Source organism: Planococcus alkaliphilus, from assembly GCF_057031095.1.
Genome location: NZ_CM168060.1, coordinates 2,419,398 through 2,434,115, shown reverse-complemented (window position 1 = coordinate 2,434,115; position 14,718 = coordinate 2,419,398). Strand labels below are relative to the sequence as shown.

Here is a 14,718-nt window from a genome sequence, read left to right as displayed (position 1 = left end):
TTTCACCTCACCCCAACATTTGACGGAGAACCCTTTTTTTATGCCTTTATTCATGATAGAATGGCACCGAAAGGGTGATAGTGATATGGTACATATGAAATGGTTAATACTGGCAGTTGGCATTGCCTTGCTTGCAGCTTGCAGTAATGAACAGGCTGAGACTGCTGATGAAAAAGAAACGGCACCTGTGGAAGAGCAGGCAGAAGAAACGCCGGCAGAAACTGAAAATGCAAATGAAGCAGATAGCGAACAAGCAGAAGCGGCTGAACAAGAGGAAGTGGAAAAAGCCGAAGAAGCGGCAGAAGCAGAACCACAATATCGCTTGAATCCGGCAACTTGGGGAGTGGAGCCGATTGCAGATGCTCCGGCAGAAGCGGTGTTGCTGACCATTGATGATGCACCCGACAAGCATGCGGTGGAAATGGCGACTACATTGAAAGAGTTAGGTGTACCGGCTATTTTCTTTGTCAACGGCCATTTTTTGGATAGTGACGAAGAAAAAGAGAATTTGAAAAAAATTCATGACATGGGCTTTGCAATCGGCAACCATACCCAGACGCATCCGAATTTAACGACGATTTCTGATGAACAGCAAAAAGAAGAGATTTTAGCTGTTAATGAAACAGTTGAACAAGTAATCGGCGAAAAGCCGAAATTCTTCCGTGCACCGCATGGAGCCAATACCGACTTCAGCCGTGCCCTGGTGCAACAAGAAGGTATGATGTTGATGAATTGGTCCTATGGCTACGATTGGGAAAAACAGTATATGGACCCAGCGGCTCTAACGGATATCATGATCAATACAGAGTTTCTACGCAATGGTTCAAACTTGCTGATGCATGACCGGGAATGGACGGCTGCAGCTCTCCCAGGGATCGTCGATGGCCTGAAAGCAAAAGGCTATACGTTCGTCGATCCGCATGAAATTGAACTTCAAGAGTAAATTAAAAAAGTCCGGAAGCGAAAGCTCCGGACTTTTTTTCATTAAGTTAATTAGCTTCGATGCAACACGAAGCATTTTTAACGGATCGCCTGCTGTTCTTTAATGACCCGCAGCATTTGCAGCGTATCGTCTTCTGGCCCTTGTACCGGTAAACCTGCTTTGATGTTCATATCGATGTATTCAATGTTTTCCTGGGTGATGATTTCGCCCGGAATGAAAATCGGGATGCCCGGAGGATAAACCATGATAAACTCTGCTGAAATTCTGCCAACGGCTTCCTCGATCGAGATGACTTCAGTGGTTGCGTAAAAAGCGTCTCTCGGCGTCATCGCAAGGCGCGGGATGTCTGGCAAGAGAACAACCGGTTCAACGATTGCAGCGTCGCTCTCGAAAGCCTCGCTCATCCGCTGAAGGGCATTCACTAACAAATTCAGTTCCTTGCGGCTGTCGCCGATGGTCACTAAGCAAAGGATATTGTAAAGGTCGGACAATTCGATTTCAATATTGGCGTTTTCCCGCAGCCATTCTTCAGCCTGATGGCCTGTAATGCCAAGATTTTTTACGCTGATCAATAATTTGGTCGGATCCATATCATAGGTGGCTGAGCTGTTTAAAATCTCTTTGCCTACACAATGCAGATGGGCGATTTTATTGATTCGCTTGCGGGCATCCTGTGCTAAACGGATCGCATGATCGATCAAATCATAACCGTGGATCGCCAGCTGTCTGCGTGCCGTGTCCAATGATGCAAGAATCGGATAAGACGTTGAAGTCGTTGTCAGCATGGAAAGCGTCGATTGAACGCGCTTAGCAGAAACCAAGCCCGCGCGGACATTCAATACTGAACTCTGCGTCATAGAACCGCCAAGTTTATGGACGGATGTAGCCGCCATATCTGCACCTGCCTCCATTGCGGAAATCGGCAATGATTTATGGAAGTGAATATGGACACCGTGTGCTTCGTCTACCAAAACCGGAACTTGACGGTCATGGGCTATATCGACAATCCGTTTCAAGTCAGCTGCGACGCCAAAATAGGTCGGGTTGATGACAAGGACCGCTTTTGCATCAGGATATTCGATCAATGCTTTTTCTACCGCTTCTGCAGAAATGCCATGGGAAATCCCAAGTTCCGGATCCACTTCAGGATGGATGAAAATCGGAATAGCGCCAGCGAATACGATAGCGGACATGATGGATTTATGGACATTTCGCGGAACCAGGATTTTATCGTTCGGACCAACAACACTTAAAATCATGGTCATAATCGCACCGCTCGTGCCTTGGACAGAGAAAAACGTATAGTCTGCGCCAAATGCTTTGGCGGCTAATTCCTGCGCTTCTTTAATCGCACCTTTTGGTGAATGCAAATCATCTAAAGGGGCGATATTGATCAAGTCTATCGATAAAATATTATCGCCGACAAATTCCCGGAAAGCCGGGTCGACGCCTTGGCCTTTTTTATGGCCAGGAATATGAAATTGAATGGGGTGCCGGTTTCGATGTTTTAGGAGTGCATCGAATAACGGAGTTTCTAATTGAGACATTTAGGGCCACCTCGCTTTATAAAAATGAAAACAAAAAGAATTATAGCATGTAGATTAACGCTATACTATAAAAATAAAAGGAAATTGTTTTTGCCTGCCGAATAAAATAAAGAGAGAGAAGGGAATGATTTCATGCAATTTCAGACACGAATAACGGATCTTCTAGGTATACGCTTGCCGATCATCCAAGGAGGGCTCGCTTATCTCGCATATGCCGAGCTTGCTGCAGCCGTATCAAATGCTGGTGGCCTGGGGCAAATTACCGCAATGAGCCTTTCTGCACCGGAGCAATTAAGACAAGAAATCCGCAAAGTACGTGAATTGACAGATCAGCCATTTGGCGTTAATTTTGCAATCGGCGATCACGGACGCGAATTTTCACATATGCTTCAAGTAGCAATTGACGAAAACGTTCCGGTCATTTCGATGACTGGTGGAAATCCGACGCCGATTTTCAAACAGCTGAAAGGAACGCCGATTAAAAAACTTGTGTTGGTAGCGGCCAGAAGGCAAGCGGTAAAAGCGGAGGAACTCGGAGCCGATGCCGTGATGGTGGTAGGGCATGAAGGCGGCGGGCATTTAGGAAGAGATGATATTGGGACGATGGTGCTTATTCCGCAAGTGGTGGATGCGGTCACAATCCCTGTCATTGCATCAGGAGGCATTGGGGATGGCCGTGGTTGGATGGCTGCCCATGCACTTGGTGCGGAAGGCATTGAAATGGGAACGCGCTTTATCGCAACTAAAGAATGCGTCCATGCTTCAGAAGTTTATAAAAATGCTTTAATTGCCAGTTCAGAGCAGGACACCGTCATTATCAAAAAGAGCATCGGCAGCCCGGCAAGAACACTTAGGAACGGTTGGACCGATAAGATTCTTGAAATTGAAGCGGAACATCCAAGCTATGAAGCGATAAAAAATTATGTCAGTGGGGAAGCCAACAAAAAATATATCTATGAAGGAAAACAGGAAGAAGGCTTTGGCTGGGCCGGACAGGTCACCGGTCTGATCAAAGATGTGCCATCTGTGCAGGAATTGATTGAGCGGATGGTAATGCAAGCTGAAGAAATTCGGCGAAGATGGTCAATATGACAAAGAGGCGAAAGTGAGGAAATAGCATGGATTATTCATACCCTTTTTCAATCGACTGGACAACAGAGGAAATTGTTGACGTGGTCACCTTTTTTGAAGCAATCGAACTTGCTTACGAGAAAGGAGTGAAGCGTCAGAGTTTAATGGCGAAATATCGCCGGTTCAAGGAAATTGTGCCGTCTATGGCAGAAGAGAAAACCTATTTCCGGGAATTCGAAGAAGAAAGCGGTTATGCCAGCTTTCCAGTCATAAAAGAAATGAAAGCGCGAAGCGACGAAGAAATCATCAAAATGAAAAAATAAAAAATTCCGCAGCTCAGCGCTGCGGAATTTTTACTTTTTGGAGCATGATGTCATACACCGGCAATAATTCTCTGAACGTCTTTTCGACAAATGCATGAAAATCTTCTGGAGACATAGCGGAAGCATCGTCTCTTAAAATATGGCGTCCGATAACCAATTCGCCTTTTTTAACATCACGAAGCCTAGTCACTAACTTTGCAATGCCTGCCTCTTCCAAATCTGCAATCGATTCAGCTTCCGGTTTCATGTGGTCGCCAGAAAGCATGAAGTCTTTTGGAAGGGAAGCGAGAATATCGGATTTCAATAATTCTTCTGCCATCACCTTTTTATTCGGTGCTTCATAAATCACGGCAAGGATGACGAAGATGTGGCTTTCCCATAAGCCGATTTGGAAATGAGGCACAGCTTTGTAGCCTCTTTTATGCGGAGCGAACGCCACCCAGCTGTCATTGGGAGGATTCACTGTACGGCGCATATGCTTAGCGACATGCGGGAAAAATTCTTCGCCGGATTTTCCCGAAAAGAAAGCAGAATAGGTGGTGCCGAGCTGTTCGAATTTCGGGCGCACTCTATTGATCAGCAACTCCATCCGCTGTTCCAAACCAGGAGTTTCAAATACTTCAAAGTCTTGTTGGGTCCAAAAAGTTTCCAATTATTTTTCCTCCTTAAATAGCAATCATAGGTTTCATTTTAACGAACTTTGGGAAGAAATAATATAAATAAGTTTTCCTAAGCTGCTAAAGGGGTATTGGTCTAATAATCTTATTATTAAACTGAATTATCGAAAAGTGGAGAGAAAGGGGTGCTTAATATGAAACAGATGATTCAAATCATTCGCAAAGCCGAGGTAGAGAAAGAATACATCCATGTTTTGAAATTGGAACTTGATTACGAACTTGCTTCTTTGTTTGATGCTATGAAGCAAAAAGATGAACATCAAAAAGATAAAAGCAAAAAGCGTCTTCATGAAATACATGTAGAGTTGGAGGCACTTCATGCGCTTTGATAAACTGATCATATAAAGGCATTTACTGAGATAAGACAGTAAGTGCCTTTTTCGTTATAATGAAGGAAAAAGAGGGGGCAATCACTTGGATTTGCATAGTATGGACACTTATATAAAATCGCTTATTAAAGAAGCGGGGCATCGCATCAGAAATTCATTTTTAGTGGATATCACCATTGAAACGAAATCAGATGCAAATGACCTCGTAACAAATATCGATAAAGAAATCGAGCAATTTTTCATTAGCCGGATTCGCCGTGATTTTCCTGGCCACCGCATTTTAGGAGAAGAAGGATTTGGAGACACATTCGAAGATCTGGACGGTGTTATTTGGATGCTCGACCCGATTGATGGCACGATGAATTTCGTGCATCAAAAAAGAAATTTCGCCATTTCATTAGGGATATATGAAAATGGAATCGGCAAATTGGGATACATATACGATGTGGTAAATGATGATTTATACCATGGAATCCAAGGAGGCGGTGCTTTTTACAACGATGAACGGCTGCGGCCATTGTTCGACACTTCCATTGAAGAATCGATTGTTGGCATCAACGCCACATGGATAACGCCTAACCGCTATATCGACCATGAAGCCACGATTCGTTTAGTCCAGCACGTCAGAGGAACAAGATCTTACGGTTCAGCAGCTCTTGAACTTGCTTATGTGGCGAGCGGCCGTATGGATGCTTATATCTCAATGCGCTTATCGCCTTGGGATATAGCAGGCGGAAAAGTGATTGCCGAAGAAGTCGGGGCCATCACTTCCAATTTCACAGGGGACCCTGCCAACCTATTGAAGCAAGATACATTTATCGTAGCTAATCCATCGATCCACCATCGTATATTGTCGGAATATATCCGCCTCAAGTAAAGTTATGCAGATTTCCGGTTGGACGCAACCCTAGCCTAAGGAAATAAAAAAAGGAGTTGCTTTGGATTTTCTCCAGAGCCAACTCCTTTGTTATGCTTTGATGTTCAAAGGGAGGGGATTTACAGTAATCCGGCTTCCCGCATCTCTTTTTTCTTTTTAAAGCCCATTCCCATGACTGCACAAAGCAATATGATAGCAAAAAGGATTCCGGGAATGCTGCGGAAGCCCACGGCGACACCGATTGCAGCCATGCATACGAGTGCTGCAAACGAATAGAATACGAAAATCCATTTTATGTTTTTCAAACTTTTTTCCTCCTGCCGCATATAGTTGAAATAAAATCTTAGGGTTTTTACCCTACATGTGCTATACTAACACAGTTATAGACATGAAAAAAGAATATTGGAGTGAAAGTATGACTAACTTACGTAACGATTTAAGAAACATTGCTATTATTGCCCACGTTGACCATGGTAAAACGACATTAGTGGATCAGCTGCTTCAACAATCCGGAACTTTCCGTTCAAACGAGCACGTTGATGAACGCGCAATGGACTCCGGCGATATCGAAAGAGAACGCGGAATTACAATTCTTGCTAAAAACACGGCGATTCAATATAAAGATGCAAAAATCAATATCCTGGATACACCGGGACATGCTGATTTCGGCGGAGAAGTTGAACGTATCATGAAAATGGTAGACGGCGTTTTGCTAGTCGTTGACGCATATGAAGGCTGTATGCCGCAAACACGTTTTGTTTTGAAGAAAGCTCTTGAGCAGAACTTGAAACCAATCGTCGTTGTTAACAAAATTGACCGCGATTTCGCTCGTCCGGAAGAAGTGGTTGACGAAGTCATCGAATTGTTCATCGAACTTGAAGCTAATGACGAACAATTGGAATTCCCAGTAGTTTTCGCCTCAGGTATGAACGGTACTGCAAGTCTTTCATCAGATCCTGCAGATCAGGAAGAAAACATGCAGGTTATTTATGATGCAATCTTGGACCACGTACCAGCGCCAATCGATAACAGAGATGAGCCACTTCAATTCCAGGTAGCGCTTCTTGACTACAATGACTACGTTGGGCGTATCGGAATTGGCCGCGTTTTCCGCGGAACAATCGAAGTTGGACAATCTGTTGCTTTGATGAAACTTGATGGTTCTGTTAAGAACTTCCGAGTAACAAAAATCCATGGTTTCATGGGTCTGAAACGGGTTGAAATCGAAAAAGCAGAAGCTGGCGATTTGATTGCCATTTCTGGTATGGAAGATATCAACGTTGGTGAGACGGTTTGTCCGGCTGACCATCAGGAAGCCTTGCCAGTCCTTCGCATTGACGAACCGACTTTGCAAATGACTTTCCTAGTAAACAACAGTCCGTTTGCTGGTAAAGAAGGTAAATGGATCACTTCAAGAAAAATCCAGGAGCGCTTGGATGCACAATTGCAGACAGACGTATCTTTACGTGTAGACCCGACCGATTCACCGGATGCATGGGTGGTTTCAGGACGCGGCGAACTGCATTTGTCAATCTTGATTGAAAACATGCGCCGTGAAGGTTTTGAGCTGCAAGTATCAAAACCTGAAGTTATCGTAAAAATGGTAGATGGTGTTCGCTGTGAGCCAGTTGAACGGGTTCAAGTTGACGTGCCTGAAGAATATACTGGAGCAATCATCGAATCACTTGGTGAACGCAAAGGTGAAATGCTTGATATGGTCAATAACGGAAGCGGACAAGTCCGTTTGGTATTCAACGTACCGGCACGTGGCTTGATCGGCTACACAACTGAGTTCTTGACTCAAACACGCGGATACGGAATCATTAACCATACTTTCGACAGCTATCAGCCAGTGGCTTCAGGCCGAGTTGGCGGACGCCGTCAAGGTGTATTGGTTTCCATGGAACGCGGAAAAGTTTCAACTTATGGCCTTACAGGAATTGAAGACCGCGGAACTGCTTTTGTTGAAGTCGGTGCTGAAATCTACGAAGGCATGATTGTCGGCGAACATAACCGCGACAGCGATTTGACAGTGAATATTGTCAAAATTAAAGCTGCAACTAACATCCGTTCAGCAAACAAAGACCAGACAACTACTTTGAAAAAAGCCCGTTTGATGAGTCTTGAAGAAGCACTTGAATATTTGGCAGATGATGAGTATTGCGAAATTACTCCACAAAACATCCGTCTGCGCAAAAAAATTCTTGATAAAAACGAACGTGAGCGCATGGCTAAGAAAAAGAAAGTTGCAATCGAAGAATAATTGATAAATAGGAAGGATGTATAATCTGTGGACGAGCAAGCTTTTGTCTATGACAGAATGTATCCCGTAGCCCGAGTTTTATATGAGAATCTGCCGAATTTTACAATTGCGGGATATGCACTTTTTGCAGTCATCTTCTTGCTGTCGGCTTTCGTTTATAAGCTAGGATTTGCGAAAAAACTATCTATCGGAAAAAATGTAGTTATTGGTATATTTCTATTTCTTGGAGGATTAGGCTTAACGTTCTTAGCCTTTTTCCTTCCAGTAGTAGAAGGATTAGTCATTGCTGCATTGATTCTGATTCTATACAAAATCCGTCTATGGCGCGAAAAACGCGAAAACGCTGCATCTCATTGAGATGCAGCGTTTTCGCGTTCAAATGTTTTATAGAGAACTGGAAGCGTAAGTGCATAAGTTAAATGCGCGAGTATCCAGTAAAGGTAGGCGCCCACATCTGTCAGCGCTGGCACATCGGTGCGGATGGCCAAGGACGACAAAGGGAAAAAGAGGATAAATGTCGGTATGCACAAGACCAGGCTAAGCAAGGTCAGTTGGCCGAACGAGTAGTTGCGGCGCTTTGCCAAATAGACATAGGCAATGGAAATCAATAGTGAAATGGCCAGGTGGAAAGCGAATTCCACAGGTTCAGACCAGTTGATTTTTCCAACGAATGGAATGAAATCAACATTTAATAATAAGGTATACACTTGTTCGCCTGTTACTCTTTGAATCCACTTTAGAAGCAGCCCAAGCAAAAGGCCGCTCCAAAAGCCGATCCATATGCCTTTAAGTACCTTCATCAAAAGTCATCCTCGATTTGACGGGAACTCCGATAAAAATGGAATGTCCCTGTTGCGAGCCGTTCTTTCGTTCTATCGGATATCCGGTCATGGCATTCTTTGCACATATGGGTATGGATCGGCCGGTTGCGCAGGCGTTTTGCCTCTAGCGTATCATCAACCAATTCTTCAATTTTATCGCAAATCACACATTGGACACGCATATACCATCCTCCTATTCAACCCGGATTGCTAACACATCCGTAATCGGATTATCTTGATTCGATCCATCAGGCAGCAAAATGTGGACTGGCCCATTTTCTGTCAGTGGTTTTCCTTTTTCACTAAACTTGAAAATCAGTTCTTTGGAACTTTCAAGAGCAAAGCTGTATTCGCCGGCAGCTGTTTCGAAGATGACTTTAGAAGCATCTTTTTCAGGTTCTGTCGTTTCAAGGAATGGCTTAAAGACCATGCCGAATGTTCCTGTCATCATTTCCTGCTTTTCTTGTCTTTTGTATTTCTTTTCGGAATTCAATGTAGGCGGCACAGTTGCACCTTCCATGATTTCACGCGACCAATGTTCACCCATCCCGCGCTTGTATTCTTCCAATTCATCTTTTATAATTCGCTCTTCACTGAAATACGTAGTGAGGTCAAGTTTCCGGTCATCAAAAATCCAGACAGTTGGATCCAATGTAATCTTAAATTTCACTTTACCTTTAAACGGTACGATAGTTTCCATTCTAAAACCCTCCATCAAATAATCGATCTCCATTAAGTATACCTTTTCCTGTCAAAATCCTAAAGGGATTAATTCTATGGCCGATAGACGCTTGCATTTTCACCTATTAAAAGATACACTTTAAACAGGTTATTAGGCATAAATATCATTTAATGGGGGAGTCCTCATGGAACATACAGAAGAACAAACATATCAGGCAAAGGCTTTGGAGCTCCTCAAAGCGGATGCGGAGAAAATCGAGCAATTGATCAAAGTCCAAATGGACCATTTGACTTTGCCTTCATGCCCCTTATACGAAGAAGTGCTCGACACGCAGATGTTCGGCCTCTCGCGCGAAATTGACTTTGCAGTAAAGCTTGGTCTTATTGAACGTGAAACCGGCAAAAATCTAATGGATACGCTGGAGAAGAAACTTTCGATCCTCCATGACGCGTACACAAATAAATGACTTAAAACTCAAACGAATCCTGTTTGAGTTTTTTTACTAATCCAATAAATCGAGGTATAGAAATTATGAAACAGTACATCAAGAGATATGCGAAGAACTTTGATTACCCCTTATTTTTTGTTTACATAGCTTTAACCCTTTTCGGTCTTGTCATGATTTACAGTTCGAGCATGGCCTGGTCGGTGAATCGTTACGGCAGCGCACCTGATCGTTTTTACATACAGCAAATCAAGAACTTAGCGGTCGCTTTTCCGGTCTTCGCAATAGCTGCATTTTTCCCTTACAAGCATTTCAATAAAAAATGGATGATGATGACGGTGCTTGGAGTGGTTTTCCTCGGGCTGATTCTCGTCCATTTCATCGGTGAGGCAGCCGGCGGAGCGGTGAGTTGGATCAATGTGGGCTTCGGGAATATCCAACCTTCTGAAGTGGCAAAAGTCGGCATCATCTTCTATTTGGCAGGTGTATTTTCGAATAAATACAAGAATGGCACCATAAATGAATTGGGCAATTCCATAATTCCGCCGGTCAGCATTTTGACCTTTGTATTGATCTTAGTGTTTTTTGAGCCGGATTTAGGTTCCATGATGATCATTGGGGCAGTGGGATTGTCGGTTATGGCTGCAAGTGGAATCCGTTTTAAATCATTTGCAAAGCTAGCATCTATTGTAATTGGAGCAGCAGCCATCTTTATCGTTCCGATTATGATTTTTGCATCAGATGCGATTTTTACTGAAAAGCGCCTGGGGCGTCTTGATGCTTTCTTTAATCCGTTTACAGATGAGCTGGGCTTTGGGCTGCAGATTGTCAATGGCTACTTAGCCATCGGTTCTGGCGGATTGAAAGGTCTAGGGCTTGGCCAATCCATTCAAAAACTCGGTTATGTGCCGGAGCCCCATACTGATTTCATCATGTCGATTATTGCAGAAGAACTAGGCGTATTCGGTGTATTATTTGTTTTAGGCGGTTTGGCTTTTATCATTTTGCGGGGGCTTTCCATTGCGATGACGACGAAAGATCCGTTGGCGCGCATGCTTGCTGCCGGCATTGCAAGCATGATCGGTATCCAGTCATTTGTTAATTTAGGCGGCTTGACAGGCCTTATTCCATTGACTGGAGTTACGCTTCCTTTTATAAGCTATGGCGGAACGTCCGTAATTTTGTTATCTTTAGCTATGGGAGTATTAATGAATGTTTCCATGTTCCACAAAGTTGAAAAATCGAAAAAATAAAGGGGTTGCTGCGGTGTGAGAGAAATCAACAAAATCTTAGTAGCAAACCGCGGAGAAATCGCTATTCGGGTTTTCCGCGCTTGTACAGAACTGAAAATTCCAACAGTTGCGATTTATTCGCAAGAAGATAGCGGTTCTTATCACCGCTATAAGGCTGACGAATCCTATTTGGTCGGCAAAGGGAAAAAACCGATTGACGCTTACCTGGACATTGAAGACATCATTCGTATTGCCAAAGATTCAGGAGCGGATGCGGTGCATCCGGGCTATGGCTTCTTATCCGAGAATGTCCACTTTGCGCGGCGTTGTGAAGAAGAAGGGATCGTCTTTATTGGACCTACTTCTCGGCACCTCGATATGTTCGGGGATAAAGTAAAAGCGCGCGAACAAGCGATCCAAGCTGGCATTCCGGTTATTCCAGGAACAGACGGTCCTGTGGAATCGTTGGATGAAGTGGTGGAATTCAGTAAAACGGCAGGATTCCCATTGATGATCAAAGCTTCACTCGGTGGAGGCGGACGCGGCATGCGCATCGTCAAATCGGAGGAAGAATTGGCATCTGCATACGAACGGGCAAAATCGGAAGCAAAAGCAGCTTTTGGATCCGACGAAATGTATGTAGAAAAATTTGTCGACAAACCAAAGCATATCGAAGTTCAAATTTTAGGCGACACAGCTGGAAATATTGTTCATTTATATGAGCGGGATTGTTCGATTCAACGGCGCCACCAAAAAGTTGTTGAAATTGCCCCTTCCAATTCATTAAGCGATGAATTGCGCAACCTAATTTGCGATGCAGCAGTAAAACTTATGAAAAATATCGATTACATAAATGCGGGGACCGTTGAATTCTTGGTAGCGAACGATGAATTTTATTTCATTGAAGTAAACCCAAGGATTCAAGTGGAACATACGATTACTGAAATGGTGACAGGCATTGATATCGTCCATGCTCAAATCAATATCGCCCGTGGACACGAATTGCACAGCGAAGTGATTGGCATACCGAAGCAGCAAGATATCCCGCTTTTCGGTTTTGCAATTCAATCCCGCGTGACAACAGAAGATCCATTGAACGATTTCATGCCGGACGCTGGCAAGCTGATGGTTTATCGTTCCGGTGGCGGTTTCGGTGTTCGTTTAGATGCTGGGAATGGTTTCCAAGGAGCCGTCATTTCGCCTTATTATGATTCTCTATTGGTTAAATTGTCTACATGGGCAGTGACGTTCAAAGAAGCAGCAGCGAAAATGGACCGCAATCTCCAGGAATTCCGAATTCGCGGAATCAAAACGAACATTCCGTTCCTTGAAAATGTGGTAAAACATGAAAACTTCATTAAAGGGGAGTTTGATACAAGTTTCATCGATTCCACGCCTGAACTGTTCCTATTCCCGGTTCGCTTAGACCGTGGAACGAAATTATTGAGTTATATCGGCAATGTGACGATAAACGGATTCCCGGGAATCGAGAAAAAAGCGAAACCGATCCATACGGCTCCAAGAAAGCCGCAGATCATATTATCGGACGCACCGCCATCAGGCACAAAACAGATTCTGGATGAACAAGGCGCAGAAGGGCTGACAAAGTGGATTCATGAGCAAAAAGATGTGCTCTTAACCGATACAACATTCCGCGATGCCCATCAATCTTTATTGGCTACACGCTTGCGTTCTCACGATATGTTCAATATCGCTAACGAAACAGCTCGCTTGCAGCACGATTTGTTCTCAATGGAGATGTGGGGAGGCGCCACTTTTGACGTTTCTTACCGATTCCTGAAAGAAGATCCATGGCTGCGTCTCGAAAAGCTTCGGAAACAAGTTCCAAATGTCCTGTTCCAAATGCTCTTCCGAGGTGCGAATGCAGTTGGCTATAAAAACTATCCTGATAATGTCATCCGCGAATTTGCCCGCAGTTCTGCAGACGCCGGCATTGACGTATTCCGGATTTTCGACAGCTTAAACTGGATCAAAGGCATGGAAGTGGCAATCGATGAAGTCCGTTTATCCGGCAAAGTGGCAGAAGCGGCTATCTGCTATACGGGCGATATATTGGATCCGAGCCGAGATAAGTATACAGTCGACTATTACAAGAAAATGGCAAAAGAATTAGAAGCGGCAGGAGCTCATATCCTGGCCATCAAAGACATGGCGGGCCTCTTAAAGCCGGAAGCCGCATACCGCTTAATTTCGGAACTGAAAGATACCATTTCGTTGCCGATCCATCTCCATACGCATGATACGAGCGGAAACGGCATTTACATGTATGCGAAAGCGATTGAAGCTGGAGTGGATATCGTCGATACGGCGCTTGGGACAATGGCCGGCTTGACTTCGCAGCCGAGTGCGAATTCCTTGTATTATGCAATGAAAGGCACTGGGCGGGAAGTGAAAACGGAAATTGAGTCAATCGAAAAATTGTCTCATTATTGGGAAGATGTCCGGAAATACTACAGTGATTTCGAAAGCGGCATGAACAGCCCGCATTCTGAAATCTATGTGCACGAAATGCCAGGCGGCCAGTACAGCAATCTGCAGCAGCAAGCAAAAGCTGTTGGACTGGGCATGCGCTGGGAAGAAGTAAAGTCGATGTATTCCAGAGTCAATCTGTTATTTGGCGACGTCGTGAAAGTAACGCCTTCATCTAAAGTCGTTGGAGACATGGCATTATTCATGGTCCAAAATGATTTGGATGAACAAACGGTCTTATCGCGTGGTGAGACCATCGATTTCCCAGAGTCTGTGATTGAATTCTTTGAAGGGTATATTGGCCAGCCTCACGGCGGGTTCCCGCAAGAATTGCAGAAAGTCATCTTGAAAGAGCGCAAGCCGATTACAGTCCGTCCAGGGGAATTGCTGGAACCTGCAGATTTTGATGAGATCAAAAAAGTTCTTTTCGAAAAACTGGAACGTCCAGTGACGAAGCAGGAAGTATTGGCCTATGCATTGTATCCAAAAGTGATTGAGGAATACTTGGCGACGAACAAGCAATTTGGCAATGTATCCGTCCTTGATACGCTTACTTTCCTTTACGGCATGCGATTGGGCGAAGAAATCGAAGTGGAGATCGAAAAAGGGAAGACCTTGATGATCAAATTGGTTTCAATCGGCGAACCTCAAAAAGATGGCCACCGGACAATTTACTTTGAGTTGAACGGCCAGCCGCGGGAAGTGAACATTCAAGATATTTCCGTAGAAACTGACAGCAAAGCCAAACCAAAAGCGGATATGACGAATGAATCCCATTTGGCGGCTACAATGCCAGGGACCGTATTGAAAGTAGTTGCTGAAACTGGAGCGAAAGTAAATCGTGGAGATCATTTGCTGGTTACTGAAGCCATGAAAATGGAGACGACGGTCCAAGCGCCTTATGATGGCACGATCAAAGCCATTCATGTAGTTGCAGGAGACGGCATCTCGACAGGCGATCTGCTAATTGAAATGGAAAGAAATTAAGAAAAGGCAGTCCGCGCATTTTGCGCGGGCT

At 44.2% G+C, this 14,718-nt stretch carries 16 protein-coding genes; 10 read left to right on the top strand and 6 right to left on the bottom strand.

Annotation, left to right across the window (positions count from 1 at the left end; genetic code table 11):
• The first annotated feature begins 85 nt into the window (after window positions 1-85).
• Window positions 86-943: a polysaccharide deacetylase family protein gene (locus AC2EXB_RS13085; protein WP_483601883.1), complete on the top strand. Its 858-nt coding sequence runs from the start codon at window positions 86-88 to the stop codon at window positions 941-943.
• A 77-nt stretch (window positions 944-1,020) separates the two neighbouring features.
• Here AC2EXB_RS13085 and AC2EXB_RS13080 read toward each other — a convergent pair whose 3' ends face one another.
• Entirely contained in the window at window positions 1,021-2,490 is a 1,470-nt protein-coding gene (locus tag AC2EXB_RS13080; protein ID WP_483601881.1) for an aminotransferase class I/II-fold pyridoxal phosphate-dependent enzyme, read from the bottom strand.
• 132 nt (window positions 2,491-2,622) lie between these two features.
• On the opposite strand from AC2EXB_RS13080, the gene AC2EXB_RS13075 reads away from it, so the two are divergent.
• Window positions 2,623-3,582 carry an NAD(P)H-dependent flavin oxidoreductase gene (locus AC2EXB_RS13075; RefSeq protein WP_483601879.1) on the top strand — a complete coding sequence of 320 codons (960 nt, stop codon included), beginning with the start codon at window positions 2,623-2,625 and terminating at the stop codon, window positions 3,580-3,582.
• 26 nt (window positions 3,583-3,608) lie between these two features.
• A complete protein-coding gene (locus AC2EXB_RS13070) occupies window positions 3,609-3,884 on the top strand; it encodes a UPF0223 family protein (RefSeq protein ID WP_235196667.1) in 276 nt (91 codons plus the stop codon).
• A gap of 13 nt (window positions 3,885-3,897) precedes the next feature.
• Here AC2EXB_RS13070 and AC2EXB_RS13065 read toward each other — a convergent pair whose 3' ends face one another.
• Window positions 3,898-4,536 carry a YktB family protein gene (locus tag AC2EXB_RS13065; protein ID WP_483601877.1) on the bottom strand — a complete coding sequence of 213 codons (639 nt, stop codon included), beginning with the start codon at window positions 4,534-4,536 and terminating at the stop codon, window positions 3,898-3,900.
• Between the two features lie 159 nt (window positions 4,537-4,695).
• Here AC2EXB_RS13065 and AC2EXB_RS13060 point away from each other — a divergent pair, with 159 nt between their 5' ends.
• Window positions 4,696-4,890, top strand: a complete 195-nt coding sequence (locus tag AC2EXB_RS13060; RefSeq protein ID WP_235196665.1) for a hypothetical protein — start codon at window positions 4,696-4,698, stop codon at window positions 4,888-4,890.
• Window positions 4,891-4,975: 85 nt separating this feature from the next.
• Window positions 4,976-5,767, top strand: a complete 792-nt coding sequence (locus tag AC2EXB_RS13055; protein WP_311195562.1) for an inositol monophosphatase family protein — start codon at window positions 4,976-4,978, stop codon at window positions 5,765-5,767.
• A gap of 119 nt (window positions 5,768-5,886) precedes the next feature.
• Here AC2EXB_RS13055 and AC2EXB_RS13050 read toward each other — a convergent pair whose 3' ends face one another.
• Window positions 5,887-6,072 (bottom strand): YlaF family protein, encoded by a 186-nt coding sequence (locus AC2EXB_RS13050; protein WP_052651056.1) that lies wholly within the window; start codon window positions 6,070-6,072, stop codon window positions 5,887-5,889.
• A gap of 110 nt (window positions 6,073-6,182) precedes the next feature.
• Between AC2EXB_RS13050 and typA the strand changes: the two genes are divergently transcribed.
• Both typA and AC2EXB_RS13040 read left to right on the top strand, forming a co-directional pair.
• A complete protein-coding gene (gene typA / locus AC2EXB_RS13045; RefSeq protein ID WP_483601875.1) occupies window positions 6,183-8,030 on the top strand; it encodes a translational GTPase TypA in 1,848 nt (615 codons plus the stop codon).
• Window positions 8,031-8,057: 27 nt separating this feature from the next.
• Window positions 8,058-8,387 carry a YlaH-like family protein gene (locus AC2EXB_RS13040; protein WP_483601873.1) on the top strand — a complete coding sequence of 110 codons (330 nt, stop codon included), beginning with the start codon at window positions 8,058-8,060 and terminating at the stop codon, window positions 8,385-8,387.
• Here the strand turns inward: AC2EXB_RS13040 and AC2EXB_RS13035 are convergent.
• Genes AC2EXB_RS13035 through AC2EXB_RS13025 form a run of 3 tightly spaced genes read right to left on the bottom strand, consistent with a single transcriptional unit; the run spans window position 8,381 to window position 9,551 of the window.
• A complete protein-coding gene (locus AC2EXB_RS13035) occupies window positions 8,381-8,830 on the bottom strand; it encodes a hypothetical protein (protein WP_483601871.1) in 450 nt (149 codons plus the stop codon). The two genes, AC2EXB_RS13040 and AC2EXB_RS13035, sit on opposite strands and share 7 nt — an antisense overlap.
• Window positions 8,830-9,033, bottom strand: coding sequence for a YlaI family protein (locus AC2EXB_RS13030; protein WP_235196661.1), 204 nt, complete (start codon window positions 9,031-9,033; stop codon window positions 8,830-8,832). Before AC2EXB_RS13030 ends, AC2EXB_RS13035 begins: the two co-directional genes overlap by 1 nt.
• An 11-nt stretch (window positions 9,034-9,044) precedes the next feature.
• Window positions 9,045-9,551, bottom strand: coding sequence for a peptidyl-prolyl cis-trans isomerase (locus tag AC2EXB_RS13025; protein WP_483601869.1), 507 nt, complete (start codon window positions 9,549-9,551; stop codon window positions 9,045-9,047).
• Window positions 9,552-9,717: 166 nt separating this feature from the next.
• Here AC2EXB_RS13025 and AC2EXB_RS13020 point away from each other — a divergent pair, with 166 nt between their 5' ends.
• The 3 genes from AC2EXB_RS13020 (at window position 9,718) to pyc (ending at window position 14,687) form a co-directional block, all read left to right on the top strand.
• Window positions 9,718-9,999 (top strand): Fpa/YlaN family protein, encoded by a 282-nt coding sequence (locus AC2EXB_RS13020; protein WP_235196659.1) that lies wholly within the window; start codon window positions 9,718-9,720, stop codon window positions 9,997-9,999.
• A 65-nt stretch (window positions 10,000-10,064) separates the two neighbouring features.
• Window positions 10,065-11,231: an FtsW/RodA/SpoVE family cell cycle protein gene (locus AC2EXB_RS13015; protein ID WP_483601867.1), complete on the top strand. Its 1,167-nt coding sequence runs from the start codon at window positions 10,065-10,067 to the stop codon at window positions 11,229-11,231.
• Between the two features lie 15 nt (window positions 11,232-11,246).
• Window positions 11,247-14,687 (top strand): pyruvate carboxylase, encoded by a 3,441-nt coding sequence (gene pyc / locus AC2EXB_RS13010; RefSeq protein WP_483601865.1) that lies wholly within the window; start codon window positions 11,247-11,249, stop codon window positions 14,685-14,687.
• The last annotated feature ends 31 nt before the right edge of the window (window positions 14,688-14,718 follow it).

Excerpts from the sequence above, each read along its gene's own strand:
- AC2EXB_RS13085 (WP_483601883.1), top strand. The coding sequence starts at position 86 with ATGGTACATATGAAATGGTTAATACTGGCAGTTGGCATTGCCTTGCTT.
- AC2EXB_RS13080 (WP_483601881.1), bottom strand. The coding sequence starts at position 2,490 with ATGTCTCAATTAGAAACTCCGTTATTCGATGCACTCCTAAAACATCGA.
- AC2EXB_RS13075 (WP_483601879.1), top strand. The coding sequence starts at position 2,623 with ATGCAATTTCAGACACGAATAACGGATCTTCTAGGTATACGCTTGCCG.
- AC2EXB_RS13070 (WP_235196667.1), top strand. The coding sequence starts at position 3,609 with ATGGATTATTCATACCCTTTTTCAATCGACTGGACAACAGAGGAAATT.
- AC2EXB_RS13060 (WP_235196665.1), top strand. The coding sequence starts at position 4,696 with ATGAAACAGATGATTCAAATCATTCGCAAAGCCGAGGTAGAGAAAGAA.
- typA (WP_483601875.1), top strand. The coding sequence starts at position 6,183 with ATGACTAACTTACGTAACGATTTAAGAAACATTGCTATTATTGCCCAC.
- AC2EXB_RS13035 (WP_483601871.1), bottom strand. The coding sequence starts at position 8,830 with ATGAAGGTACTTAAAGGCATATGGATCGGCTTTTGGAGCGGCCTTTTG.
- AC2EXB_RS13030 (WP_235196661.1), bottom strand. The coding sequence starts at position 9,033 with ATGCGTGTCCAATGTGTGATTTGCGATAAAATTGAAGAATTGGTTGAT.
- AC2EXB_RS13025 (WP_483601869.1), bottom strand. The coding sequence starts at position 9,551 with ATGGAAACTATCGTACCGTTTAAAGGTAAAGTGAAATTTAAGATTACA.
- AC2EXB_RS13020 (WP_235196659.1), top strand. The coding sequence starts at position 9,718 with ATGGAACATACAGAAGAACAAACATATCAGGCAAAGGCTTTGGAGCTC.
- AC2EXB_RS13015 (WP_483601867.1), top strand. The coding sequence starts at position 10,065 with ATGAAACAGTACATCAAGAGATATGCGAAGAACTTTGATTACCCCTTA.